General features: G+C 73.1%; 21 protein-coding genes. 15 read left to right on the top strand and 6 right to left on the bottom strand.

Annotated elements, in window-relative coordinates:
* Nucleotides 1-31 precede the first annotated feature (31 nt).
* The 4 genes from BJ971_RS33190 (at nucleotide 32) to BJ971_RS33175 (ending at nucleotide 3,142) form a co-directional block, all read left to right on the top strand.
* Nucleotides 32-988, top strand: coding sequence for a helix-turn-helix transcriptional regulator (locus BJ971_RS33190; RefSeq protein WP_184997153.1), 957 nt, complete (start codon nucleotides 32-34; stop codon nucleotides 986-988).
* 153 nt (nucleotides 989-1,141) lie between these two features.
* A complete protein-coding gene (gene ybiA / locus BJ971_RS33185) occupies nucleotides 1,142-1,714 on the top strand; it encodes a riboflavin biosynthesis intermediates N-glycosidase (protein ID WP_498368186.1) in 573 nt (190 codons plus the stop codon).
* 40 nt (nucleotides 1,715-1,754) lie between these two features.
* Nucleotides 1,755-2,597, top strand: a complete 843-nt coding sequence (locus BJ971_RS33180) for an LLM class flavin-dependent oxidoreductase (protein WP_184997151.1) — start codon at nucleotides 1,755-1,757, stop codon at nucleotides 2,595-2,597.
* Nucleotides 2,598-2,653: 56 nt separating this feature from the next.
* Nucleotides 2,654-3,142, top strand: coding sequence for an NUDIX hydrolase (locus BJ971_RS33175; protein ID WP_184997149.1), 489 nt, complete (start codon nucleotides 2,654-2,656; stop codon nucleotides 3,140-3,142).
* An 11-nt stretch (nucleotides 3,143-3,153) separates the two neighbouring features.
* On the opposite strand, the gene BJ971_RS33170 is transcribed toward BJ971_RS33175, so the two are convergent.
* The gene (locus BJ971_RS33170; RefSeq protein ID WP_184997147.1) at nucleotides 3,154-3,693 is read right to left on the bottom strand and encodes a GNAT family N-acetyltransferase; all 540 of its coding nucleotides are present in this window, start codon (nucleotides 3,691-3,693) and stop codon (nucleotides 3,154-3,156) included.
* 111 nt (nucleotides 3,694-3,804) lie between these two features.
* Between BJ971_RS33170 and BJ971_RS33165 the strand changes: the two genes are divergently transcribed.
* The 3 genes from BJ971_RS33165 (at nucleotide 3,805) to BJ971_RS33155 (ending at nucleotide 8,584) form a co-directional block, all read left to right on the top strand.
* A complete protein-coding gene (locus BJ971_RS33165; RefSeq protein WP_184997145.1) occupies nucleotides 3,805-5,304 on the top strand; it encodes a beta-N-acetylhexosaminidase in 1,500 nt (499 codons plus the stop codon).
* A gap of 165 nt (nucleotides 5,305-5,469) precedes the next feature.
* Nucleotides 5,470-7,920 carry a M48 family metallopeptidase gene (locus tag BJ971_RS41785; protein ID WP_239087898.1) on the top strand — a complete coding sequence of 817 codons (2,451 nt, stop codon included), beginning with the start codon at nucleotides 5,470-5,472 and terminating at the stop codon, nucleotides 7,918-7,920.
* Between the two features lie 196 nt (nucleotides 7,921-8,116).
* Entirely contained in the window at nucleotides 8,117-8,584 is a 468-nt protein-coding gene (locus BJ971_RS33155; protein ID WP_184997143.1) for a hypothetical protein, read from the top strand.
* Here BJ971_RS33155 and BJ971_RS33150 read toward each other — a convergent pair.
* From BJ971_RS33150 to BJ971_RS33140, 3 genes are read right to left on the bottom strand one after another with little or no spacing between them, the layout of a single operon-like run.
* Entirely contained in the window at nucleotides 8,560-9,591 is a 1,032-nt protein-coding gene (locus BJ971_RS33150) for a helix-turn-helix transcriptional regulator (protein WP_184997141.1), read from the bottom strand. The genes BJ971_RS33155 and BJ971_RS33150 overlap by 25 nt on opposite strands.
* Nucleotides 9,592-9,646: 55 nt before the next feature.
* Nucleotides 9,647-10,762, bottom strand: coding sequence for a hypothetical protein (locus BJ971_RS33145; RefSeq protein ID WP_184997139.1), 1,116 nt, complete (start codon nucleotides 10,760-10,762; stop codon nucleotides 9,647-9,649).
* Between the two features lie 12 nt (nucleotides 10,763-10,774).
* Nucleotides 10,775-11,419, bottom strand: a complete 645-nt coding sequence (locus tag BJ971_RS33140; RefSeq protein WP_184997137.1) for a hypothetical protein — start codon at nucleotides 11,417-11,419, stop codon at nucleotides 10,775-10,777.
* A gap of 427 nt (nucleotides 11,420-11,846) precedes the next feature.
* On the opposite strand from BJ971_RS33140, the gene BJ971_RS33135 reads away from it, so the two are divergent.
* The 4 genes from BJ971_RS33135 to BJ971_RS33120 are packed head-to-tail and all read left to right on the top strand — an operon-like array spanning nucleotide 11,847 to nucleotide 16,272.
* Nucleotides 11,847-14,897: a sensor histidine kinase gene (locus BJ971_RS33135; protein WP_260415190.1), complete on the top strand. Its 3,051-nt coding sequence runs from the start codon at nucleotides 11,847-11,849 to the stop codon at nucleotides 14,895-14,897.
* Nucleotides 14,897-15,316, top strand: a complete 420-nt coding sequence (locus tag BJ971_RS33130) for a roadblock/LC7 domain-containing protein (RefSeq protein WP_184997136.1) — start codon at nucleotides 14,897-14,899, stop codon at nucleotides 15,314-15,316. The genes BJ971_RS33135 and BJ971_RS33130 overlap by 1 nt, the downstream gene beginning before the upstream one ends.
* Nucleotides 15,306-15,692: a DUF742 domain-containing protein gene (locus BJ971_RS33125; RefSeq protein ID WP_184997134.1), complete on the top strand. Its 387-nt coding sequence runs from the start codon at nucleotides 15,306-15,308 to the stop codon at nucleotides 15,690-15,692. The genes BJ971_RS33130 and BJ971_RS33125 overlap by 11 nt, the downstream gene beginning before the upstream one ends.
* A complete protein-coding gene (locus BJ971_RS33120; protein WP_184997132.1) occupies nucleotides 15,673-16,272 on the top strand; it encodes a GTP-binding protein in 600 nt (199 codons plus the stop codon). The genes BJ971_RS33125 and BJ971_RS33120 overlap by 20 nt, the downstream gene beginning before the upstream one ends.
* A gap of 32 nt (nucleotides 16,273-16,304) precedes the next feature.
* Here the strand turns inward: BJ971_RS33120 and BJ971_RS33115 are convergent, their stop codons facing one another.
* The gene (locus tag BJ971_RS33115) at nucleotides 16,305-18,011 is read right to left on the bottom strand and encodes a BTAD domain-containing putative transcriptional regulator (RefSeq protein WP_184997130.1); all 1,707 of its coding nucleotides are present in this window, start codon (nucleotides 18,009-18,011) and stop codon (nucleotides 16,305-16,307) included.
* Nucleotides 18,012-18,175: 164 nt separating this feature from the next.
* Between BJ971_RS33115 and BJ971_RS33110 the strand changes: the two genes are divergently transcribed.
* From BJ971_RS33110 to BJ971_RS33100, 3 genes are all read left to right on the top strand, one after another.
* Nucleotides 18,176-18,982, top strand: coding sequence for a hypothetical protein (locus BJ971_RS33110; RefSeq protein WP_184997128.1), 807 nt, complete (start codon nucleotides 18,176-18,178; stop codon nucleotides 18,980-18,982).
* 79 nt (nucleotides 18,983-19,061) lie between these two features.
* The gene (locus BJ971_RS33105; protein WP_184997126.1) at nucleotides 19,062-20,120 is read left to right on the top strand and encodes a lactonase family protein; all 1,059 of its coding nucleotides are present in this window, start codon (nucleotides 19,062-19,064) and stop codon (nucleotides 20,118-20,120) included.
* Between the two features lie 246 nt (nucleotides 20,121-20,366).
* Entirely contained in the window at nucleotides 20,367-22,064 is a 1,698-nt protein-coding gene (locus BJ971_RS33100) for a substrate-binding domain-containing protein (RefSeq protein WP_184997124.1), read from the top strand.
* Between the two features lie 56 nt (nucleotides 22,065-22,120).
* Here the strand turns inward: BJ971_RS33100 and BJ971_RS33095 are convergent, their stop codons facing one another.
* Nucleotides 22,121-23,248, bottom strand: a complete 1,128-nt coding sequence (locus BJ971_RS33095) for a PP2C family protein-serine/threonine phosphatase (protein ID WP_239087834.1) — start codon at nucleotides 23,246-23,248, stop codon at nucleotides 22,121-22,123.
* 50 nt (nucleotides 23,249-23,298) lie between these two features.
* Here BJ971_RS33095 and BJ971_RS33090 point away from each other — a divergent pair, with 50 nt between their 5' ends.
* Nucleotides 23,299-23,769 carry a MarR family winged helix-turn-helix transcriptional regulator gene (locus BJ971_RS33090; protein ID WP_184997122.1) on the top strand — a complete coding sequence of 157 codons (471 nt, stop codon included), beginning with the start codon at nucleotides 23,299-23,301 and terminating at the stop codon, nucleotides 23,767-23,769.
* Nucleotides 23,770-23,773 lie beyond the last annotated feature (4 nt).

Below are 23,773 nucleotides of genomic sequence, written 5' to 3'. Positions count from 1 at the left end.
TTTAGACCGCAATTGAGGCGAGACTGAATCCATGGCGAACACGAGTGCTCGGATGCTGAGGCTGCTCTCGCTCTTGCAGACCCACCGCTACTGGCCCGGCACCGAGCTGGCCGAGCGGCTCGAGGTCAGCCCTCGCACGCTCCGCCGCGACGTCGACCGGCTGCGGGAGCTGGGCTATCCCGTCGACGCGGCGCGCGGCGTCGCCGGCGGATATCAGCTGCAGGCGGGTGCGGCGGTGCCGCCCCTGCTGCTCGACGACGAGGAGGCGGTCGCCATCGCGATCGGCCTGCGTACGGCGGCGGCGGGCGCGGTGGCCGGCTTCGAGGAGACCTCGGTGCGCGCGCTGGCGAAGGTCATCCAGTTGCTTCCGCCCCGGCTGCGCCGGCGCATCGACGCCCTGCAGGCCGCGACCGCGCCGGGCGTCTTCGGCGGCGGCCCGACGCTGGACGCGACGACCCTGACGACGCTGGCGATGGCCTGCCGCAACGAGGAGCGGCTGCGCTTCGGCTATACGCCGCGCGACGGCGAGTCCTCGGCGCGCCACGTCGAGCCGCACCGCCTGGTGTCGCTGGGCCGCCGCTGGTATCTCGTGGCCTGGGACCTGGACCGGGGCGACTGGCGCAGCTTCCGCGTCGACCGGCTGGCGGCGCCGGCCGCGACGGGTGCGCGCTTCCGCCCGCGTGAGATACCCGGCGGCGATCCCGTCGCCTGGATGCGCACCCGGCTGGCCGTGGCGCCGAACCGCTACGACGTGTCCGTCGTGATCCACCGGGCGGCAGAGCCGGTGCGGCAGTTCGTCGGCCACTGGGCGACGGTCGAGGACGTGTCGCCGGCCGAGTGCCGGCTGCGGATGAGGGTGGACGACCTGAGCTGGCCGGTCATGATCCTCGGCGCGATGGGCGCGGACTTCACTGTGGAGTCACCGCCGGAGCTGCCGGCCCGGATCCGTGAATCGGCCGAGACCCTGCTGCGCGGCACCGCCGGATAGATGGACGGATCGGCGCCCCCGTGGCGCCGATCCGCACGATGAATCTATCGATCACCACCGACATTTTCGCCCGGTGTTTGCGGCTTAGCTTATATAAATCTCAACTAATATCCCCCCGAAATCGCGGTGAGGATGTCGGGGGTCGGCGGCATAATTCCCGGCGTGAGCGAGATGCCGGGCACCGTCGACGAGGTGATCGAGCTGGCGCGGTCGGGCCGGCGGGTGAAATACGTGTTCTTCTGGGGCCATCGCCCCCAGCGGGACGGCTCCATCGGCACCGGCTGCCTCAGCCAGTGGTGGCCGTCGGCCTTCACGGTGGACGGCGTCCGGTTCGCCTCGGCCGAGCACTACATGATGTGGCGCAAGGCCCTGCTCTTCGGCGACGACGAGGCCGCGCGCCGCATCGTCGCGGCGAGCCACCCGCGCCAGGCCAAGATGCTGGGCCGGCGGGTGCACGGCTTCGACGAGCGGACCTGGGCCGACCAGCGCCGCGCCATCGTGGTCGACGCGAGCGTCGCCAAGTTCGGCCAGCGCCCGGAGCTGCGCGACTTCCTGGTCGGCACGGGCGAGCGGATCCTGGTCGAGGCGAGCCCCACCGACCGGATCTGGGGCATCGGCCTGGCGGCCACGGACGAGCGCGCCGCCGACCCGGCCCGGTGGCGCGGGCTCAACCTGCTCGGCTTCGCGCTCATGGAGGCGCGCGCCCGCCTCGGCGGTGAGCGGTGAGCGGCCGGTTTCTGTCACAGGCGCCGGGGACGATGGCGCCATGACGAAACTAGGCGCCGTCTTCCTGCCCTCCAACCCACCCGAACGCTTGCGCGACATCGCCCGCGCCGCCGACGAGGCCGGCCTCGAACAGCTCTGGCTGTGGGAGGACTGCTTCCTCAACGGCGGCGTCGCCGCGGCCTCGGCGGCCCTCGCCTGGACCACCCGGCTCAGCGTCGGCATCGGCATCGTGCCGGTGCCGTTCCGCAACGTCGCCCTCGCGGCGATGGAGATCGCCACGATGCGCCGGATGTTCGGCGACCGCGCGATCGTCGGCATCGGCCACGGTGTGCAGGAGTGGATGGCACAGGTCGGCGCCAAGGCGGCCTCGCCGATGACCCTGCTGCGCGAGCACGCCACCGCGTTGCGCGCCCTGCTGCACGGCGAGACGGTGACCACCCACGGCCGCTACGTGCGGCTCGACGCGGTCGCGCTGGACTGGGTGCCGGACCCCGCGCCCGAGCTGCTGTTCGGCGCGACGGGGCCGAAGACGCTGCGGCTCTCGGGCGAGCTGGCCGACGGCACCATCCTGGTCGCCGGGACGTCGCCGGAGGGCGTGGCGGCGGCCCGTGCGCAGATCGGCGGCCGCGAGGGACACGAGCTTGTCGTGTTCGTGCCGGCCGCGACCGGGCCGACGGCCGAGCGGCGGATCGCGAAGCAGCAGGAGAGCTCGGGCATGGACTTCGCCGGTGCGGCCGGGGACGCCAAGGCGGTGGCGGCGACGATCGAGCGCTTCGCCGAGGCGGGCGCGACGACGGTGGTGCTCCAGCCGACCGCCGACGACCCGGAGCCGGAGGGTTTCGTCAGGTTCGTCGCGGAGGAGGTCCGCCCGCTGATCGGCTGACAACACGCTGCGCGGCGTGGTCGGCGGTGCCGCCCGACGGCATTATCTTGTCCGGCATGCCCATTTCGCCGTATATCAAGAGCCTCCGTGAGGTCGTCGGGCACCGCCCGCTGCTGTTGCCCGGCGTGACCGCCGTCGTCTTCGACGACGCCGGCCGGCTCCTGCTGGGGCAGCGCTCCGACAATGGCCGCTGGGCGCTGGTCGCGGGGGTCATGGACCCGGGCGAGCAGCCGGCCGAGACCGTGGTCCGCGAGGTGTACGAGGAGACGGCGGTCCACGTCGTGCCCGAGCGGGTCACCAGCGTGCTCACCCAGCCGCCGAACACCTACCCGAACGGCGACCAGACGGAGTTCGTCGACATCACCTTCCGGTGCCGCGCGGTCGGCGGCGAGGCCCGGGTGAACGACGACGAGTCGCTGGCCGTCGGCTGGTTCGGCCTGGCGGACCTGCCGCCGATCTCGGAGCTGGCCCGCCAGCGCATCGAATGGGCCCTGCTGCCGGGACCGGGCGCGTGGTTCAGCGCCCCGGCCGTGCACAGCCTCTGACCCGTCGCGGGTCAGAGCGGGCGGGCCAGGACGTAGTCGTCGTGCCAGATCTCGCCGACCAGGAAGCGCTTGGTGCCGACGATCTCGAAGCCGTTCCTGGTGTAGAACCGCACGGCCCGCGCGTTCTGCTGATTGACGCCGAGCCAGCACTGCCGTGCCCCGGTCGCCGCGGCCGCCGCGAGCGTCGCGGCCATCAGCGTGCCCGCGACGCCGGAGCCGTGACTGTCCGGGGCGACGTAGAACTTGCTGAGCTCGATGGCCGGACCGGGCCCGGCGGCCGCAACCGTGCACGCCAGCGCCGGATCGGCAATCGGCCCGGCGACCAGCATGGAATAGCCGATCGTGGCGCCGTCCTCCTCGGCAAGCAGCAGGCTCCGGGCCGGGTCTGCCAGATACTTGTCGAAGCTGGACAGTGCCAGGTGTTCCTCGATGAACGCGTCGATGTCGGTTTGCAGCGTGCCGGGCGGCGTGGCCAGCCCGAAGGTGCGTGCCGCGAGCTCATGCAGATCGGACGCGTCCGCCGAGACTGCCGGCCGGGTCGTGGTCGCCATGGCGCCACGATAACGGCGGCGTGACGCGCTTCATGGCGGCACCCGGAAACTGGAAACAGGGTTTAGAGTCGTGCCGACCGATCGGCGGTCGGGAGACGGGGAGGCGCAGCGGTGAGCGAACCGGTATTCGAGCGCAGAGGGCTCGGCGACGTGATCCCGGCGCCGGCCGACGTGCGGCCCGAACCGGCCGCGACCTTCACGATCGATGCGGGTACGGCGATCCGCACGGCGCCGGGATCGGCCGAGGCGCGGTGGGTGGGCGAGCACCTGGCGGCCCTGCTGCGGCCCGCGACCGGCTTCGCCCTGCCGGTCGGCGAGGGGCCCGGCGCGATCGCGCTGCTGCTCGACGGCGACGACGCGCTCGGCGACGAGGGCTACCACCTCACGGTGAGCGCCGCCGGCGCGACAGTGCGCGCCGCCGCGCCCGCCGGGCTGTTCGCCGCCGTGCAGACGCTGCGGCAGCTGCTGCCGGCCGCGATCGACGCGGGAACGCCGCAGCGGGGCGCCTGGGTGCTGCCCGGCGGGGAGATCGTCGACCGGCCCCGGTTCGCCTACCGCGGCGCGATGCTCGACATCGCCCGGCACTTCTTCACCCCGGACGAGATCAGGTCCTACATCGACGCGATCGTCCAATTCAAGATCAATCATCTGCATCTGCACCTGACGGACGACCAGGGCTGGCGGATCGAGATCGACGGCTGGCCCGCCCTGACCGCGGTCAGCGGCGGCGAGGGTACGGGCGTCGACGGCACCGGGCCCGGCTTTCTCACCAAGGCCGACTACGCCGGGATCGTCGCGTACGCGGCCGAGCGGTTCGTCACGATCGTGCCCGAGATCGACATGCCGGGCCACGTCAACGCGGCGCAGCACGCGTACCCGGAGCTGACCGCGGACGGGCTACCCGTGCCGCAGCGCACGGACCGCGAGGTCGGCTACAGCTCGTTCGTCGCAGACCAGGAGAACACGTACGCGTTCATCGAGGACGTCCTGCGTGAGGTCGCCGCGCTGACGCCGGGTCCCTACCTGCACATCGGCGGTGACGAGGCGCAGGCCACCACGGCCGAGGACTACCGCACGTTCATCCAGCGCGTGCTGCCGCTCGTCGCCAAGCACGAGAAGCGCGTGATCGGCTGGCACGAGATGGCCGGCGTCGAGCTGCCGGAGACCGCGATCCCGCAGTACTGGCGGATCGAGGCCACCGACGACGGAACGGCCCGCGCGGCGGCGAACGGCAGCAAGGTGATCATGTCGCCGGCCGACCGCACCTACCTGGACATGAAGTACGCCGCGGACAGCCCGCTCGGCCTGGACTGGGCGGGCCACATCGACGTCGAGCGCGCGTACGGGTGGGACCCGGCCGACCGCCTGCCCGGTGTCGGCGAGGAGTCGCTGCTCGGGGTCGAGGCGCCGCTGTGGTCGGAGACCCTGCGCAGCCTCGCCGACGTCGAGACGATGACCTTCCCCCGGTTGCCGGCGATCGCGGAGATCGGCTGGTCGCCGCGGGGCAGCCGCGACTGGGAGTCGCTGCGCGCCCGCCTTGCCGCGTTCGCGCCGCGCTGGCGCAACCAGGGCGTCGCGTTCCATCCGTCGCCCGAGATCCGCTGGAGCTAGCTTGTTCCCCGCGGGCGTACCGAAATCTTTCTTAAATCTCGATGACCGGAATATGTCTTCCGTACTAGATTTCCGCACGTCCCGGCGGTGTTCGGTCCGTTGATCGTGGCTGAAGGCCGAGCGGCGGATGTCGGCCTGTCGGAGGCCACCCCTAGGCTTGCCCGCGTGCAGAACAGGGTGCTGGCGTCGGCGACCGCGCTTGGCGGATTTCTGATCGTCGCGGGCGCGCAGCTCGCGCTCGTCGTGGTGCCGGTCCTGCTGCTGCTCTCGATGCTCCCGGGCCGGACCGCGCTGCGGCTCGGCGTGCCGGTCTGCATCGCCACCGTCGGCGTGATGGCCTACGCGACCTGGCGTGCCCTGCACACCCGGCGCCGGGAGCCGATCGGCATCCCGGTGGCCCGCCCCGACGCGCCGCAGCTCTGGGCGCTGCTCGACGGCGCCGCCGCGGCGGCCGGCACCCGGGCGCCCGACCGGGTCACGATCGTCGCCGACGCCACCGCGAAGATCATCGAACGCACGCACCTGCTCGGCCTGATCGGCGGCCGTCGCGATCTCTACCTGGGCCTGCCGCTGCTACAGGCCTGGGACGAGGCGCACCTGCGGGCGGTCGCCGCGCACGAGCTCGGCCACTTCTCGCCCCGGCTGGGCCGGCTCGCGCCGCTGGCCTACCGCGGGCGGGTGGCGGTCGCCCGGACGGTGCCACGCATCTCGCGGCGCAACCCGGCCGGCCCGCTGATCCAGACCTACGCGAAGTTCTACCGCCGGGTCGACGCGCCGTTCAGCCGGGCGCAGGAGCTGGCCGCGGACCGGATCGCCGCCGAATACGCGGGCCGCACCACGGCGATGGCCGTGCTGCGCGACCTGCCCGCCCTCGACGCCCTCCAGCGGATCTTCCACGCGGAATACCTCGGGCCGGGCTGGCAGGCCGGTCACGTGCCGGACGACATCTTCGGCGGCTTCCTGCGGGTGCTGGCGGCCCGCGCGAACGACGTCGCGGTGCTGCGCGCCCGCGACCCGGGCACGCCGCCGGCCTGGGACACCCACCCGCCGGTGGCGGACCGCCTCGCCGCCCTGGCCCTGACCGAAGCCCCGAACACGAAGACCGGAGCGGCGTCCGCACAGGCCGATGCCACGCAGGCGCAGGCTGGTGCTGCGTCCACGCAGGCTGGTGCTGCGTCCGCGCGGGCCGGTGCTGCGCAGGCGCAGGCTGGTGGCGCGTCCGCGCGGGCCGGTGCCACGCAGGCGCAGGCCGGTGGCGCGTCCGCGCGGGCTGGTGCCGCGTCCGCGCAGGCTGGTGGCGCGCCCGCGCAGGCCGGTGGCGCGCCCGCGCAGGGTGAAGCCCTGACTGCGCAGGCCGGCGCTCCTTCCGCGCACGCCGGCGCTCTGATCGTGGAGGCTGGAGCCCCGACTGCGCAGGCCGGTGCTCTGGTCGCGGAGGCTGGAGCCCCAGTCGCGGAGGGCGAGGCTTCGGTCGTGCCGGCCGAGGAGCCGGGTGCCGGGACGGCCGGCCCTGGTGGCCAGGATGTGCCGGCGGCGTCGGGCCTGTCGGCCGGCGCGCCCGGGGATTCCGCGGCGACCGGCCCGGGGGAGCCCGCGGGGCACCAGGCCGCGCGCGGCGCGGACCCGGATGCGGGGGCCGCTTCGGTGCCGGGCACCGGGACGGCGGCGGCCGGTGCCGCCACGCGGGCCGCCACGGGTATCCGCGACGGCGCCGGGCTCGGCGCGCCCGCCGGGGATCTCGTTCCCGATCTGCCCGGGCTGGGCCGGGCGCTACAGGGCGTCGCGTTCCCGCCGCAGGGCCGCACCACCGTCGGCTGGGACGCGTTCTTCGGCGTGGCCCGGACCGTCGAGATGCAGCGCGAGGCCGACGCCGCCCTGGCCACGATCTCGCGCGCCGCGGGCGAGCCCGTGGTGAACGCCGCGGACGTGCTGGACCTCGCCGCGGACGGCCGACTGCACAAGGCCGCCGAGTCCGTCTTCACCGGCCTGTCCGACGAGGACACCGCCGGCCGGGTGGCCGAGCTGGTCACGCTGCTACTCGCGCTGGCCGCGCTGCGCAGCGGCGCCGCGCGCTGGCGGCACAGCTGGACCGGCTCCGCCGAGCTCGTCGCCGCCGACTCCTCCCACCTCGACCTCGGCGGCCTGGCCGCGCAGGCGAGCGACCCGGCGACGGTCGCCGCCGCCCGGGAGCGGCTGGCCGCCCTGGGCATCGACGCCGCGGCCGCGCCCGGCGCGGAGGCCGCGCAGGCCCGGCCGGAGGTGGTCGGCGGGGTGGTCAACCTGGTGGTCGACGGCGCCCGGACGGACGTGCTGATCGTCGACACCGGGCTGTTCCTGGTGCCCGGGCTGCCGCGCTCGCAGAACGGCTCCGCGAAGCGGCGGCTGGCGCGGTTCGCCGCGGCCGACGCGCCTCAGCGCGACGCCGACGTGCCGGGCAGCCGGTTCGTGCCCTACGCCGAGGTCGCCGGCGCCACGCGGGCCCGGCGCCGGAGCTGGGATCTCAGCCTGCGCGACGGCGGCACGCTGAGGCTGCGGACCGCGCTCGACTCCGACGAACTTCCCGGCGGCTGGGCCGCCCTCGACGACGCCGTAGCGTTCCTGTCCCGTACCAGATAGTCACCCTCCCCGCTGAACCGTTCGCGCCCCCGAAGCGTGCTCCTTGGTAGTGGGTCGCATGCCCGACTCAGGAGTAACCGAGTTGTCACCGGGCGTCATGATGGGTTCGGCGTCATCCGCTTACCGTTCGCCGAAACGGGGTAGAAGCAGGCGGCACGGACAGCGATGATTGTCACTGACAGGGGGGAGGGGCGCTATGGATCGGGGACCGATGGCGCTCTTCGGGGCCATCGTCGCGATAGGCCTCGGACCGGCAATGTGGCTCGGCGCGCAGTTCGGCCAGGTGTCCCAGACACCGGACCAGCCGGCGTCGTCCGTGACCGTCCAGGAGAACGGCACGCCGCGGGGCGGTTTCGGCGCCGGTGACGCGCCGACCGACACCGAGGTGATCGACAACAATCCCGGCAACAAGCCCAGGTCGACCAGGACCGCGCGTCCCGGGCCGACCTCGGCCGGCCCGTCTCCGTCCGAGTCGGTCACGTCGCCGACCCCGCCGGTGGGGACGTCGTCGCCGAGCCCTTCGAAGACGGTCGGCGACCAGAGCGACCCGCCGACGAAGCCGACCACCACCGCGCCGGCCGACCCCGGCGCGCCGCCGTCTCCGCCGTCTCCGCCGTCCGACGTGGAGACCCAGAAGGTCTACGTCGAGGCGTCGACCGCCTGAGCCCGGCCGGCGGCGTCCGCGTCCCGTTGCTCCGCACCGAGATAGGTGTCCGCGAGGCGGCTTGTGGTCTCGGTGAAGCGCTCGCGCAGCTCCGGCGGGTCCAGCACCTCGGCGTCGGCGCCCAGCTTCAGCAGCTCCGTGTGGCCGTGCGCGATCGATTCGATGGGCACGGTCGTGGTCAGCCGGCCGTCGTCGCCGACCGGACCGGCCGAGTCGCGGGCCACTCGCGACATCTCCGGCGGGAAGAGGTACGTCATCCGGTCGAGGGCACCGACGGTCATCCGTACCGTCGCCCGCGCGGTGTAGACGCTGCGCTCGTACCGCTCGGTCCAGTCGCTCCAGAACGATGCGAGGTCGAAGTCCGGCGGGCGCCGCGCCGGCTCGTCGAGCAGCGCCGCCTCCAGCACGTTCGCCACCCGGTACGCCGTGACCCGGTCGCGCGACAGTGCCACGAGATACCACCGGCCCGCCTTCAGGACCAGTCCGAGCGGCGACAGCGTCCTGGTCACCTCGCGGGGCGCCTTCCAGCGCCGGTAGCGCACCTCGAGCAGCCGCTCCCGCCAGACCGCGTCGGCCACCGAGGCCAGGTGCGGGGTCGGCTCGTCGGCCCGGAACCAGCCGGGCGCGTCCAGGTGGAAGCGCTCGCGTACCCGATCGGCGCGGTCCGCCAGCTCGCCCGGCAGCGACGCACGCAGCTTGAGCTCCGCGGCCGCCAGTACCGAGCCGAGGCCGAGCTCCGCGGCCGGCCCGGGCATCCCGGCCAGGAACAACGTCCCGGCCTCGTCGCCGGTCAGGCCGGTCAGCCGGGTGCGGTAGCCGTCGAGCAGCTGATAGCCGCCCGCCGGCCCCCGGTCGGCGTAGATCGGCACCCCGGACGCGCCGAGCGACTCGACGTCGCGGTAGACCGTCCGCACGGACACCTCGAGCTCGCCGGCGAGCTCCTGCGCGGTCATCCGCCCGCGCGCCTGCAACAACAGCAGCAGGGAGAGGAGCCGGGACGCGCGCATCAGCCCAGCATGGCACCGGCCGCCTGCGCAGGGCAGGCGGCCGGTGCGCCGGAAGCTACAGGCTGAGGATGCGGTTGAGGATGTCCCGGTACCCGCGCAGCTGAAGGCGCAGCCGCTCGGTGTCCTCGGTGTCGTCGATCAGCTCGTCCCGCTGCGCCTTCAGGCCGGCCGTCAGCTTGTCCACCGCCTCGTCGATGAGCGTCGTCGCCTCGGCGGCGGCGTCCTTCGGGCTGTCGACGAAGCGCAGCTGCACCTCGCGCCAGCGCTCCTGGAACGACTTGGCGTCGTCCGCGCCGAAGATCGTCTCGGTCTTGGCGGCGGCCCCGGTCGCGGCCGCACCCACCGCCACCGGTACGGCGGCAGCGGCGGCAACGGTGTCGGCCGCCGCGGTGTCGTCCGTGGCGGGCTCGTCCGTCGCCGGGGTCTCGTCGGCCGCCGGGGTGTCGTCGGCCGCGAGCGGCGCGTCGGTCACCGGGGCGACGGCCGCGGGCTCGCCGGGCCGATCTTCGTCCGCGGGCTCGTCGGTGTCGTCGACAGCGGTCTCGGAGTCGGCCGGCACGTCGTCGCCGGCCGCGTCGGTGGCGGTCCCGACGGCCTCGGGACCGTCGTCCTCGTCCTCGTCCTCCTCCTCGGCGGATTCGGAGCCGACCGCGTCCGGGTCGCCCTCATCGGACCGCGCCCGGGCCTCCTCGGCGTCCTCGTCCTCCTCGGACTTCTCGCCCGCGGCGGGCTCGTCCAGGGGGACGTCGACATCGTCGGCCGGGCCGCCGTGGTCGTGCGCGTCCACGCGGTCCTCGTCGTCGAGCCGGGTGTCGGCCGGGGCCGTGACGGCGGCGCTGCCCGCGTACGGGGTGTCCGCGTCGGGCACGGCGCCCCACCGGTTCTCCTGAGGTGACGCGACGCCGAAGGCGGTGGTCCGGTCACCGGGCCCGGCGGTCTTGTCGTCGTCCGCCGGGTCGTCCACCGCGTCGGCGGCCGGGTCGGCGGTGCGGTCGCGCGGCTCGTCGTCCGCGGTTTCGCGGTCGCCGTCGCCGGCCGACGGCGTGTTCGACCAGGGCGACGGCGGCCGCTGGTTCGGCACCGCGACCGGGTCGGACTGGACCCGATCAGGCCGGTCGTCGAGCGCCAACTCGTCGTCGGCTTCGCGCGCGTCGTTGGAGAAGAATCTCATGATCAGGGCTCCTCAGCGGCTCGTGGCGTCGGGACGGGAGCCCGCGACGTCGCTGTCGTGGTTGTTGATCTTCTGGGTCGGTACCGTCGGCGTGGACGCCGCGTCGGAGGCGCCGTCGGTGCGGACGGGGTTCTCGCCGAGCAGGTCGGCGAAGAGTGCGCGGTAGTGGACCAGTGCCTGGCGCAGGTCCTCGGTGTTCGCCTCGCCGGCCGCGCTGCGTTCGCTGATCGCGTGCGCGTCGCGGTAGTGCTCGAGGGTCTGTGCATGCGCGACGGAGAGGTCGGCCAGCCGGTCGTCGTAGTCGCCGGTCGGGTAGCCGCGCTCGGTGATGAGCTGGGTGACCAGCCCGTCGGCGGTGGACACGGCCTCGCCGGGTGAGTCGACGAACTGGATCTGGACCTCTTCCCAGGCGACCGAGTACTTCGCCTTCGACTCGGCCGACAGCTCCTTGAGCTCGAGCTCGGCGTGCCGCTTCTCGCGTTCGCGGAGCTCCCGCTCGCCCTCCGAACGGCTGTCGGCGTCACCGACCACCTTGTCGTACTCGGGGCCGAACCTGGTGCGCAGCTGCTTGCGGCGGCCGGTGCGTACGCCGTAGACAACGGCGGCGACGACCAGCAGCGCGACGACGATGAGAATGATCACGACTGTGGGGGACATCGGATTCCTCCTTCTTCACCCCTGGATATGCCCACCCAACCAGGGTCATCAATCCGATTCGACAGCCCGGCGTGAAAACCCTCCGTCTGTGTGGTCGGAGAACCCGATTCGTTGCGGACCGGCGCCGACCCGGTGGCGCCCCTCGACTGACCGGAAGCGGACAGATCGCCCGGCGACCCCGGCGCGGCCGGGCCGGTGCGGGGTTGTTTGTCGTGAGATTTGTTAAAGAGCGACCTGATACGCATGTCGTTCCCCCAGGACAATTAGGACAGTCCGCTTTATTATGGCACGTACTGGAGCTAGCTCCGATCGCGTCCATTACGTATCCTGCCGAAGGCGTGCTCAGCTCGAAAACGGCCGTTAACATGCGTCGACGGCCGTGTCGGCCTGCGCCACGCAGGTCCTGCATCCCCTCGGGCGGAGTCTGATGAGAACCCGCAACTGGTCGATCCGTTCGAAGATCATCGCGATGGTGGCGGTGCCGCTGGCGGCATTGCTCGCGCTCTGGGTCTTCGCGACGGCGCTGACCGTCGGCCCGGCGCTCAACCTGATGTCGGCACAGACCCTGCTGGACACCGTTGGCACCCCCGGCGAGGTGCTGACGGGCGAGCTTCAGCGCGAGCGCAGGCTCTCCGTGGAGTTCCTCTCCGACGAGAAGAGCAGCTCCGCGGCGCTCATCGCGCAGCGCGCCGCCACCGACCGGGCCGCCACCGACTTCCGGCGCACCGCGGCCAGCGACGATGCCCGGGGCGCCGCGACCGACACGCTCGAGGCCCGGATCCAGCAGGTCTTCTCCGACCTCGACGGGCTGGCCGCCAACCGCCTGCACATCGACCGCCGCGAGGTCGACCCGATCGGCGCGCACAACCTCTACAACGGCATGGTCGACGGCACGTTCCAGATGTACGCGGCGCTCGCCACGTTCAACGACGAACGCATCGACCGCCAGATCCGCGGCCTCACCATGATCGGCCGCGGCCGCGAGCACCTCAACCGCACGGACTCGCTGGTCGCGGGCGCGCACGCGGCCGGCAAGCTCAGCCCGGCCGGCCGCACCGAGCTGTTGCAGTCGATCGCCACCTCGCGCTTCCTGCTCTCGCAGGGCGTCCTCGACCTGCCCGACCGTGACCGCGCGGCGTACCGGCGGCTCAGCAACGGCGCCTCGTTCAACCGGCTCCGCGAGCTGCAGGACATTCTGGTCAGTGACAGCCGCCCCGGCCTCACGGCGCCCGTGACGGACGCGTCGTGGCAGCCGGCCTTCGACACCTCCGTGCAGCAGGTGCGCGCGTTCGAGATCAACGCCGCGGACTCGCTCGCGCAGGAGGCCATACCGGTCGCCACCAAGGTGCTCATCCGGCTCGGGCTGGCCGGCCTGCTCGGCCTGATCGCGGTCGTCGTCTCGGTCGTGGTGTCGCTGCGCGTCGGCCGCTCGATGGTCGGGCGCCTGACCCGGCTGCGCGGCGAGGCGCTGGAGATGGCCACCGAGCGGCTGCCGTCGGTCGTCCGGCGACTGCAGCGCGGCGAGGCGGTCGACGTCGAGGTCGAGACCCCGCCCATGGAGTACGGCCGCGACGAGATCGGCGAGCTCGGCCGCGCGTTCAACGAGGTGCAGCGCACGGCCGTGCAGTCGGCGGTCGAGGAGGCCAACGTCCGGCGCGGTATCAACGAGGTCTTCCTCAACATCGCCCGGCGCAGCCAGACCCTGCTGCACCGCCAGCTCGCGCTGCTCGACCGCATGGAGCGGCGCGAGACCGAGCCCGACGAGCTCGAGGACCTCTACCGCGTCGACCACCTCGCCACCCGGATGCGCCGCCACGCCGAGGACCTGGTGATCCTGGCCGGCGCCGCGCCCGGTCGCGGCTGGCGCAACCCGGTGCCGGTGATCGACGTCGTCCGCGGCGCGATCAGCGAGGTCGAGGACTACAAGCGGGTCGACATCGTCTCGATCGAGGCCGCCGCGGTGCTCGGCCGGGCCGTCGGCGACGTCATCCACCTGGTCGCCGAGCTGCTGGAGAACGCGGCCTCGTTCTCCCCGCCGCGGACCCGGGTCCAGGTCGTGGGCCAGGTCCTGCCGAACGGCTACGCGCTGGAGATCGAGGACCGCGGCCTGGGCATGTCGCCCGAGGCGCTCGCCGAGGCCAACCGCAAGCTGCTCGAGCCGCCCGACTTTGACCCGGCGGACAGCGCCCGGCTCGGCCTCTTCGTGGTCGCCCAGCTGGCCAACCGGCACGGCATCCGGGTGTCACTGCGCACGAGCGGCTACGGCGGCGTGACCGCGGTGGTGCTGGTGCCGGGCGATCTCGTCACGCCCGGGCCGGGCCGCAACGCGCTGCCCCTCGGGCCGTCGCCCGCCGACAGGTCGTGGGACCGCCCGCTGGTCGGCACGGGCACCGAGGATCCGTCCCGCCCCTCGCTCGCGGAGTTGCAGTGGCAGGGCACCGAGGAGCTGCGTTCCATCTCGGTGGCCGGCCGCCCGGTGACGATCAACGGAACCGCCACGGCCGGCCCGGACCTGGCCGACACGGCCATCGACCTGGGGCCGCCGGCCGAGCCGAGCGGGCCGAGCCCCAGCGCGGTGGTCGAGGGGCTCACCGAGGACGGCCTGGTGCAGCGCCGCCGCACCCGGCCGCGCCCCGCCAAGGGCGGGCCCTCGGCGCCGCCGGCCCTGCTTCCGCCGAACCTGACCTCGCCCGCCGGGCTGACCCCGATGGAGCTCCCGTCGGCCGGCAACGGGCTGGCGGGCGGCAACGGGCTGGCGGGCGGCAACGGGCTGGCGGGCGGCAACGGGCTGGCGGGCGGCAACGGGCTGGCGGGCGGCAACGGGCTGGCCGGCGGCACCCCGCTGCGGCACGGCGACGGTCCGACGGCCCTGTCAGGCCCCGCACCGGCGCCGCTCAAGCCCCGCATCCCCGCCCCGCGCGCCGAGCCCGACCCGATCGCTCCCGCGGCGGATCCCGCCCTGCCGGGCAACGAGCCCGACCTGCTCGGCTCCGACCCGTTCGTGCCCGAGGCGGATCTCGCGCCGCGGGTGCCCGGCGAGTCGCCGCCGGTGCCCGGCCAGTTGCCGCCGGTGTCCGGCGAGTCGCTGGAGGAGGCCGACGAGGAGCTGCTGCCCCGGCGGGTGCGGCAGGCCAGCCTCGCGCCGCAGCTGCGCGGTCCGGTCGCCGAGCGCGTCACCGCCGGCACCTCCCGCTCACCGGAGCAGGTCCGCAACCTGATGAGCGCGCTACAGCGCGGCACCTCCGAGGGCCGTCTCGCGGCGGCCGCCCTGAGCACCGGGAAGAGCCCGGAGAAAACCGACGAGACATCAGTCACTGACAAAGAGGGGACGCTGGGGGCGCGGGCGTTGTCGGAGGCGGCTACCGTCACGTTCCCGGCGGTGCAGAGCCCGGTGGTGGCCGGGATTCCCGCAGGTGATGACAGCGCGCCCGAAGAGAACCACGAGAACCACGAGAACCGGCCGGAGAAGGACGCATAGTGGCACACACGACGAACCACCAGAGCGCCAACCTCACCTGGCTCCTCGACGACCTCGTCGAGCGGGTGCCGTCGGTGCAGCAGGCGGTGGTGCTGTCGGCGGACGGGCTCATGATGGGCGCATCCGCCGCTCTGAGCAGGGAGGACGCCGAGCATCTCTCCGCGATGGCCGCCGGCTTCCAGAGCCTGGCCAAGGGGGCGAGCCGGCACTTCCGGGCCGGCCCGGTGCGCCAGACCGTTGTCGAGATGGAGGACGCGTTCCTCCTGGTCACGGCGGCCGGGCTGGGCGCATGCCTCGCGGTGGTGGCCACCAGCGACGCGGACCTGGGCCTGATCGCGTACGAGATGGCCATGCTCGTGGTCCGGGTGGGCCAGACGATGGACGCACCCGAGCGGCCCAACGGGTCCCATGCGCGGTGACCCATTGCGTGCGCCGCACGACTGGCTGGACCACGACGCGGGTCCGGTGGTCCGGCCGTACGCGATGACGCAGGGCCGCGTCGCACCGTCCGGCGGTGAATTCGACCTCGTCGCCTTCGTGGTGGCGACGATGAGCCAGGCGGCACCGTCGCCTTCTTTACAACCGGAGCATCATGCGATCGTCGGCGCGGCGTGTGAGCCGACGCCGATTGTCGAACTAGCCTCCAAACTGGACCTCTCCCTCGGAGTCGTCCGGGTTTTGCTGGGTGATCTACGCTCAGCGGGACTCATTTCGCTCTACGAGCCCCCTGCGGCCTGTCAGCCGCACGACGTCGACGTACTCAAGGCGGTTGTCAATGGACTCCGTGCGCTCTGACCGAGACGGCACGCGCTCTCGCATCCCGGTCGCGCTCAAGATCCTCATCGCCGGCGGGTTCGGTGCGGGCAAGACCACGATGGTCGGCTCGGTCAGCGAGATCCGGCCGTTGCAGACCGAGGAGGTGCTGACCGGCGTCGAGGGCGCCGACGACACCTCCGGCGTGGAGGGTAAGCGCACGACCACGGTGACGATGGACTTCGGTCGCATCACGATCACCGAGGACTTGCAGCTCTACCTCTTCGGCACGCCCGGGCAGGACCGGTTCTGGTTCCTCTGGGACGAGCTGTCGCAGGGCGCGCTGGGCGCCGTCGTGCTCGCCGACACCCGTCGCCTGGCGGACTGCTTCCCGTCGATCGACTACTTCGAGCAGCGCGGCACGCCGTTCGTGGTCGCCGTGAACTGCTTCGACTCGGACCGCCGGTTCGGCGCCGAGGCGGTCGGCCGGGCGCTCGACCTCGACCCCGACGTTCCGGTGGTGGAGTTCGACGCGCGCCAGCCGCTGGCCGCCCGCAACGTCCTGATCGAGCTGGTCGAGTACGTCGCCCGCCGGCAGCTGCTGGCCGCAGGCTCCCGCTAGCGGCTCGGCGCCGCGGCCGGGCGGTCACGCGCTCAGCCGTGTGGCGTCGAGTGCGGTGAGTGCCAGCCCGACGGGGTGTCCAGCGGGGTCGGCGGCAGGCAGATCAGCCGGCCGGCGAGCCGGGCGACCGTCCGCGCGGGCAAGACTCCGCGCGCGATCAGCTCATCGGGCCGGTGGTACGGCCCGCGGTTGAGGCGGTCCATCACGATCCGGTGTGCCTGCTCCGAGCTCAGCTCGGGCAGCCGGGCCAGCTCGTGCCCCGGCACGTGGTTGAGGTCGACGAGTCCGCCGTCGTCGAAGGCGCGCAGCAGGTCCGGCCGGCCGATGCCCAGCTGGCGGGCGCGGGCCGGGTCGAAGAGCGCGAACCGGCGTGCCTGCTCCCGCAGGTTCCGGGTCTTCGGGGTGTCGCCGGGGTGCGAGGCGAGGACCGCGCCGTGCACGGACGCGGCGACGGGGAGGCCCAGGAGCATCAGGAAGCCGATCGTCTCCGCGTTGCTCAGCTCGACGCTCTCGACCGACGTCGGGTCGATCGCGGCGAAGACGACGAACGCGACGACGAACAGCGCGGCGTAGCCGGCCGCGACCAGATACTGGCGCCGGTCCCGGCGCCGTGCGCCCGCGTACACGAAGTAGATCCAGCTGCCGAACGAGCACACGACGAGCGGGGTCAGCGCCGCGAAGATCACCTCGCCGACCGGGAACCGCCGGCGCGGCACCGCGTACGCCGGCGGCGGGGGTGGGGCGCCGACACCCCACGGCGACAGCGGCGGGTGGACCGGCGACGCGGGTGCCGGCACGATCTCGGTGGGGTCCGGCGGGACGTACTGCTGGACGTAGGCCGACGGCGGCACGGCGAGCGAGCCGGAGGCGATCGGCGCGGCGGGCGGGGTGACGCCGACCGGACCACGGGGCGCCGGGATGTCGTCGCTCGCGGCCCACGGGTCGACGGGCTCGGAGTAGAAGGGCTCGCCGCGCAGGATGCGGCGGTGCGTCTCCTGCATCCGCTCGCCCGGCTCCACGCCGAACTCGTCGAGGAAGTACGCGCGGGCGTCGCGGAACACCGCAAGCGCCTCGGCCTGCCGTCCGCCCTGGTGCAGGGCGATCATCAGCTGGGCCCGCAGCCCCTCGCGCAGCGGGAACTGCTCGACCAGCCGGACCAGGTCCGGCATGAGCCCGGTGTGGTTGCCCCGGGCCAGCTCGATGTCCGCCCACTTCTCCCAGGCGGTGGCGCGGGCGTCGGTGAGCCGGTTGCGGGCGGCCTCGAAGACCGGCCCCGGTAGCCCGGCGAGCGCCTCGCCCTGCCAGAGGGCCACCGCCTCGCGCAGGGTCTCGGCCGCCTCGGCGAGCTGCCCGGCCCGGCGCTGCGCGGAGGCCCGGGCGAGGCCGGACTGGAACCGCTCGGCGTCCAGCGTGCCGGGGTCGGTTCGCAGGACGTAGCCGCCGTCGGTCAGCGCGATCAGCTCGCCCGGTGTACGCGGCGAGCGGTCGGGCTCCAGCACCCGGCGCAGCCCGGCCACGTACTTCTGCACGACGTTGGCGCCGTTCTCCGGCGGCCCGTCGCCCCACACCGCGTCGACGATCTGGTGGGTCGGCACCGGCCGGCCCGCGTCCAGCAGCAGGACCGCGAGCACCGCGCGCTGCTTGGCCGGGCCGAGATCCAGCCGTTCATCGCCGCGCAGTGCCCGGACTTCGCCGAGGATCTCGAACCTCAGCGCGAGGCTCGCGGGCGCGTCTGTCACGGCGCCAACCCCCTTGAGCAGCACGTATGTGAAACGGCAGCGGAACGGCAGCCGGCAGCAGCATAGCCGCAGAGCGATGGCAGCACTGTCTCCGAGGCTTCAATGCGTCAACCCGACAGGCGGACCGGAAAACCCGGCCGCCGCGCTGAGAAAGCGATGAGTCGATGAATGTTCGCAAAGTTCGGCCGGCCGCCTTCGCCGCCCTTGTCGTGGCGTGCGCCGTCGCCACCGGCGGCTGCCTCGCCGATGCCGCACCGGGCCCGGCCGCGTCCGGCTCGCCGGCGCCGCTCGGACCACGGGAGACGCTGCTCAAGTCGCTGCCGGACGTGAGCAGCGGCAGCTTCCGCTTCACCGCCAAGGACGGCGGGATGTCGGCGTCCGGCGCCTTCGACGGTGACCGGCACAGCTACCGGATCGACCTGCGCTACCGGGAGCCGGAGTTCGGCTTCACGCTGCACTCCGACTTCCTGGTCGTCGAGGAGCAGACCTGGATCAGGATGAAGTTCACCGACGCCGAGGGCCTCGGGCTTCCGAAGCTGCCGAAGAAGTGGATGCTGATCGACCCGGCGAAGATCAAGAACAAGGACGACATCCCGCTCGGCTACGCCGGCGAGACGGACCCGGGCGAGGCCGGCGCGGTGCTCCGGGCGATCGTCGAGGTCCGGCAGACCGGTGCGGGGGAGTTCGCCGGCACCACCGACCTCACCCGGCAGGGCGATCTCGAGATCGTCGAGCCGGACCGGCTCGCGGCGCTCGGCGCGCGGGCCAGGGCGGTGCCGTTCGAGGCGACCGTCGACGGCCAGGGCCGGCTGACCTCCGCGGTCGTGAAGATCCCGGCGGCCGGGAAGTTCAAGGCCTCCAGGTACGAGGTGACCTACAGCGACTTCGGCAAGGCGCCGGCGCCGGCGGTACCCGCGGCCGACCAGCAGCAGAAGGCGACGGAGGCCGCTTACGAGCTGCTGAACGAGTGAGCACCTCAAGGCGGGCGGCGGTCGCGCGGGTCGGACGGGGGTCCGCGCGGCCGTCGCTTCCGCGTGATTGGATCGGGGCATGGGCGCGAATGATGAGTACGTCTTCGTCGGCTGCTACACGGGCGAGACCGGTGGCGAGGGCGAGGGCATCGCGCTGCTGCGCCGCGATCCGGCCACCGGCGACCTGACCCGGCTGGGTGTAGTCGCCCGCACACCCTCGCCGTCCTTTCTGGCCCAGCACCCGCGCCTGCCGGTGCTGTACGCGGCCAACGAGCTGGCCGCCGGCCGGGTGAGCGCGTTCGCGGTCGGACCGGAGGCCTCCCTGACCCCGCTTGCGGTGCGGTCCACCGGCGGCGCGGCGCCGTGCCACCTCGCCGTCGCCTCCGACGCCCGGCACCTGCTGGTGACCAACTACGCCGGCGGCAGCGTCGCCGTGTTCCCGCTCGACGCCGACGGCGTACCGGGTGAGCACTGCGACCTGCTCCACCTGGAGGGCCGGGGCCCGGTCGCGGACCGCCAGGAGGGCCCGCACCCGCACATGGTCGCGCCGGATCCGAACGGCCCGGACGTGCTCATCTCCGACCTCGGCTCGGACCGGGTGTGGCGTGCCCGCCTCGACCCGATCTCCGGCCGGCTGGTCCTGGCCGGCCCGGCCGTCGTCGCGACGCCCGGCACCGGCCCGCGCCACCTGCTGCACTCCGCCGACGGCGCGCTGCTGCTGGTCGGCGAGCTGGCCGGCGAGCTGACCTGGTACCGCCCGGACCCGGCCGACGGCGGCCTGCTGCAGGCCGGCGGCGCGACGACGAGCGCCGGGAAGCCGAACTACCCGTCGGAGCTGACCGCCGGTCGCGACGGGCGCTTCGTCTACGTGGCCAACCGCGGCCCGGACACCGTCTCGGTCTTCTCGTGGGAGCCCGGCGGCGGCACGCTGGTCGCCGAGGTGGCCGTCGGCGGTGTCTGGCCTCGGCACATCGCTCTGCTCGGCGACCATCTCTATGTAGCGAACGAGCGCTCACACAACGTCACGATCTTCCGCATCGACCCGGACACCGGTATTCCGCAGTCGCAGGGCGAGCCGGTGGGCGAAGGCAGTCCGACGTGCCTGTTGCGCTGGAGCGGTATCCAGGTCATTGGATGACCGATAGCGGACGGGGGCGCCTTGGGGGCGTTAAGGGTTAAATCCGGCATAACCCGCCAAGATCCGCACACTGCCTGGATGTGCTTCGCTACACAAAGTGAATTAGGTAACTGGAATTTCCAATCCGAGTAAGTTTCGTCCGAACGTATATGGCATTCAGGTCCGGAGATGCGCAGTATGGAGCGCGTGTCAGGCCGCCATCGCAGAAACTTCAGTCTCAGGGGAGCCGGCGTCGTCGCATCTGCGATGGCGATCGTGGTCGTCCTCGCCGGTTCCTGGCTCGGCTATCAGAGTCTCGCCGATGCCGGGTGCACAGGTCAGATCAAGCTGACCGTCGCAGCCGCCACCGAGATCGCTCCCGCCGTGGAACAAGCTGCCCAGCAGTGGACAGCCGGCGGTGCCAACGTCAACGGAACCTGTGTCGCCGTGAGCGTGTCCGGCGTCAACCCCGCTACCACGGCCTCGACCGTGGCGGCCAAGCACGGCGTCTCCCTCACCGGCATCGGCTCCGGCGGCAAGTCCGCCGTCCTGCCGGACGTGTGGATCGCGGACTCGTCGACCTGGCTGCTGCGTCTGCGGTCGGAGGCGTCCGGCTTCGTGCCGACCGACGGTAAGTCGATCGCGAAGAGCCCCGTCGTGGTCGCCATGCCCGAGCCCATCGCGCAGCAGGTCGGCTGGCCCGACAAGAAGCTGACCTGGAAAGACCTTCTCCAGCAGATGACGACCGGCAACTCGCTGCGGACCGGCATCGTCGATCCGACCCGCGACTCGGCCGGCCTCGCCGGTCTGCTCGCGCTGGGCGGCGCCGCCGGCGCCGGCCCAGAGGCGAAGGCGACACAGGTGGGTGCGCTGCGCGCCCTGGCGGCGGGCAGCTCCTCGCTGCGCGACGACCTCATGCAGAAGTTCCCGCGGTCGCTCGACGCGGCCGACCTCGCCAGCGCCGTGAGTGCCGCGCCGCTGTCCGAGGAGGACGTGATCGCGTACAACGCCGAGCGTCCGCAGGTGAAGCTCGCCGCGCTCTACCTCGACCAGACCCCGTCGCTGGACTACCCGTTCGCGGTCATGCCCGAGGTCGACCTGACCAGGTCCGCGGCCGCCACCGGGCTGCGCGAGGCGCTCCAGCAGCCCAGCTTCAAGGACCAGCTCGCCTCGGTCGGCCTGCGTGCCCCCGACGGCACGGTCGGCGCCGGCTTCTCCGGCCCGGTCGGTGCGCCGCAGGCCAGCCCGCCCGCCGAGGCACCCGCGACCGGCACCGAGGGCACCGCCGCGGCGGGCCTCGACGCCGGCTCGATCAACCAGGTGCTGGGCAGCTGGGCCGCCATCACCCTGCCGGGCCGCGCGCTCGCCGTCTTCGACGTGTCGGGCTCGATGCTCGACAAGGTGCCGACGGCCCGCAACGTGGACCGCGCAACGGTGACCCGCGCAGCGGCGTCGCAGGGCCTCGCGCTCTTCGACGACAAGTGGGCGGTCGGCGTCTGGCTCTTCTCGACCGAGATGGTCGGCAAGCAGCCCTGGAAGCAGATCGTGCCGATCAGCCCGCTCACGTCGAAGCGGGCCGAGATCCAGGAGTCGATCGAGAAGATCAGGCCGAAGCCGAACGGCGGCACGGGTCTCTACGACACCGCGCTGGCCGCGTACAAGAACGTGCAGGACACCTGGCAGGCCGGCCGGGTCAACTCGGTGCTGCTCTTCACCGACGGGCAGAACGAGAACAAGGACGGCATCAACCAGAAGACCCTGGTCAACGAGCTGAAGAAGCTCGCGGACCCGAAGCGCCCGGTGCGCATGGTCATCATCGGCATCGGACCCGGTGTCGACCGCAACGAGCTCGAGGTCATCACCAAGGCCACGAGCTCGGGCGGCGTCTTCATCGCGCAGGACCCGGCGAAGATCGGTGAGATCTTCCTCGAGGCGATCTCGTCCCGCGCGGGCGCCGCGCGCTGACGTTCGCCACGAAGCACCCGGCCGCCGGATCCCTCAGGGGTCCGGCGGCCGTTTCGTTACCCGGCCGCGGCGGTCAGGTCCAGGCAGACGGCCACGGCGTCGTCCTCGAGGTCGCCGCCGACGAACGCCCGCAGGTCGCCGAGCAGTGAGCGCACCGCTTGCAGGGGCGCGAGCGACCCGGTCCGCCGCACGAAGCGGTGCAGGGCGGCCTCCCCGTAGCGGCTGGTGCCGGTCGCGGCGTCGAACACGCCGTCGCTGACGATGAAGAGCCGGTCGCCGGTGCGCAGGGCGAGGGGCTGCGGCGCGTAGTCCGAGGACTCGAACATGCCGAGCGGGAACTGCGCCTCGAGCGGCTGGTCCAGGACCTCGCGGTCGCGCAGCAGCATCATCCGCGGCGACCCCGCGTCGACCGCCAGCAGCTCGCCGGAGTGCAGGTCCAGCTCCAGCAGCAGCGTCTCCACGTACCGGTCGCCCCGGTGCTGCGCGAAGACCGCCTGGTCGGCGAGGGAGGCCTGGTCGGCAAGCGGCAGCCCGGCGCGGCGGGCGTTGCGCAGCGCGTACGTGGCCAGCGAGGTGAGCAGCGCGGCGCTGGTGCCCTCGCCGTGGCCGTTGAGCACGCTCAGGTAGAGGCGGCCGTCCTGCTCCGCCCAGTCGAAGCTGTCGCCGCGGACCGCGTACGAGGGCTCGAGCTGCCCGGCCAGGCTGAACGACGGCCGGACCCGGCTGCGGCCCGGCAGCAGCTCCCACTGCATCTCCGCGGCAAGCGTGAGCCGGGTGGTGCGGGCCGCCGCCGCGTACCGGTCGGTGCCCGCGGCCGCCGCCTGTAGCTCGTGCGCGAGCAGCGTGGCGATCTCGGCGAGCTCGCCCCGGGCGTCCGGCGAGTCGGGGCCGGGTTCGCAGCGCAGCACGCCCATGCGCTCCCCGCGCCCGGTCACCGGAAGGTAGCCGACCTCGCCGGCCCGGACCTCGGACTGGTGGTCGAACGAGCGCCAGGCCGGTTCGCCGGGGTTGCGCACCGGCGGGCCGCCGGTCAGCGGCAGCAGCGCGGCCAGGCGGTAGTCGACGAGCAGCAGCTCGATGTCGACGGCGTAGTCCCGGGCGACGACCTCCGCCAGGCACTCGACGATGCGGTCGGCCGGCGCGTCGGTCAGGGCGCGCCGCGCGGCGATCATTCGGTCGGACAAGGCTTCACCACCTCGACAGTGTCCCCATCACGGGTAGTCTCTGCTGCACCATGGCCGAACACCATGGGCCGGCGGAGCCGGACCCGATGCGTGCCGCGGCAGTCGACGACGCCGCGCCCGCGTTGCTGGCCGCGTGGGACGCCGCCCGCGAGCGGATGACTCCCCGGCTCTCCTCGTCCCAGCTGAACGCCCTGCTGGTGATCGAGCGCGAGCCGGGTGTCAACCTGCGCGGCCTGGCCGCAGAGCTCAAGATGATCCTCTCCTCGGCGAGCCGCCTCTGCGACCGCCTGGTCGCCTCCGGCATGGTCGAGCGGGTGCCGGGCCGGGCCGACCGGCGCGAGATCGCGCTGTATCTGACACCGTCCTCGCGGGAGCTCCTGGAGCGCCTGCGGGCCACCCGCCGGGACCTGCTCGCGGAGGTGCTGGAGCGGATGACCCCCGCGGGCCGCGCGGCGCTGGTGCGCGGCCTGACCGAGTTCGCCGCGGCCGCCGATCCCCCCGCGGCCGCCCGTACGGCCTGAGTGG

Source organism: Amorphoplanes digitatis (assembly GCF_014205335.1).
Lineage (GTDB): Bacteria > Actinomycetota > Actinomycetes > Mycobacteriales > Micromonosporaceae > Actinoplanes > Actinoplanes digitatus.
The sequence above is the reverse complement of the archived record's forward strand: the minus strand, read 5'-3'. Positions and strand labels throughout refer to the sequence as shown.

Coding starts and splice junctions, on each gene's coding strand:
- BJ971_RS33190 (WP_184997153.1), top strand. CDS start 32: ATGGCGAACACGAGTGCTCGGATGCTGAGGCTGCTCTCGCTCTTGCAG.
- BJ971_RS33180 (WP_184997151.1), top strand. CDS start 1,755: ATGACGAAACTAGGCGCCGTCTTCCTGCCCTCCAACCCACCCGAACGC.
- BJ971_RS33175 (WP_184997149.1), top strand. CDS start 2,654: ATGCCCATTTCGCCGTATATCAAGAGCCTCCGTGAGGTCGTCGGGCAC.
- BJ971_RS33170 (WP_184997147.1), bottom strand. CDS start 3,693: ATGGCGACCACGACCCGGCCGGCAGTCTCGGCGGACGCGTCCGATCTG.
- BJ971_RS33155 (WP_184997143.1), top strand. CDS start 8,117: ATGGATCGGGGACCGATGGCGCTCTTCGGGGCCATCGTCGCGATAGGC.
- BJ971_RS33150 (WP_184997141.1), bottom strand. CDS start 9,591: ATGCGCGCGTCCCGGCTCCTCTCCCTGCTGCTGTTGTTGCAGGCGCGC.
- BJ971_RS33145 (WP_184997139.1), bottom strand. CDS start 10,762: ATGAGATTCTTCTCCAACGACGCGCGCGAAGCCGACGACGAGTTGGCG.
- BJ971_RS33140 (WP_184997137.1), bottom strand. CDS start 11,419: ATGTCCCCCACAGTCGTGATCATTCTCATCGTCGTCGCGCTGCTGGTC.
- BJ971_RS33135 (WP_260415190.1), top strand. CDS start 11,847: ATGAGAACCCGCAACTGGTCGATCCGTTCGAAGATCATCGCGATGGTG.
- BJ971_RS33125 (WP_184997134.1), top strand. CDS start 15,306: ATGCGCGGTGACCCATTGCGTGCGCCGCACGACTGGCTGGACCACGAC.
- BJ971_RS33120 (WP_184997132.1), top strand. CDS start 15,673: ATGGACTCCGTGCGCTCTGACCGAGACGGCACGCGCTCTCGCATCCCG.
- BJ971_RS33110 (WP_184997128.1), top strand. CDS start 18,176: ATGAATGTTCGCAAAGTTCGGCCGGCCGCCTTCGCCGCCCTTGTCGTG.
- BJ971_RS33105 (WP_184997126.1), top strand. CDS start 19,062: ATGGGCGCGAATGATGAGTACGTCTTCGTCGGCTGCTACACGGGCGAG.
- BJ971_RS33100 (WP_184997124.1), top strand. CDS start 20,367: ATGGCGATCGTGGTCGTCCTCGCCGGTTCCTGGCTCGGCTATCAGAGT.
- BJ971_RS33090 (WP_184997122.1), top strand. CDS start 23,299: ATGGCCGAACACCATGGGCCGGCGGAGCCGGACCCGATGCGTGCCGCG.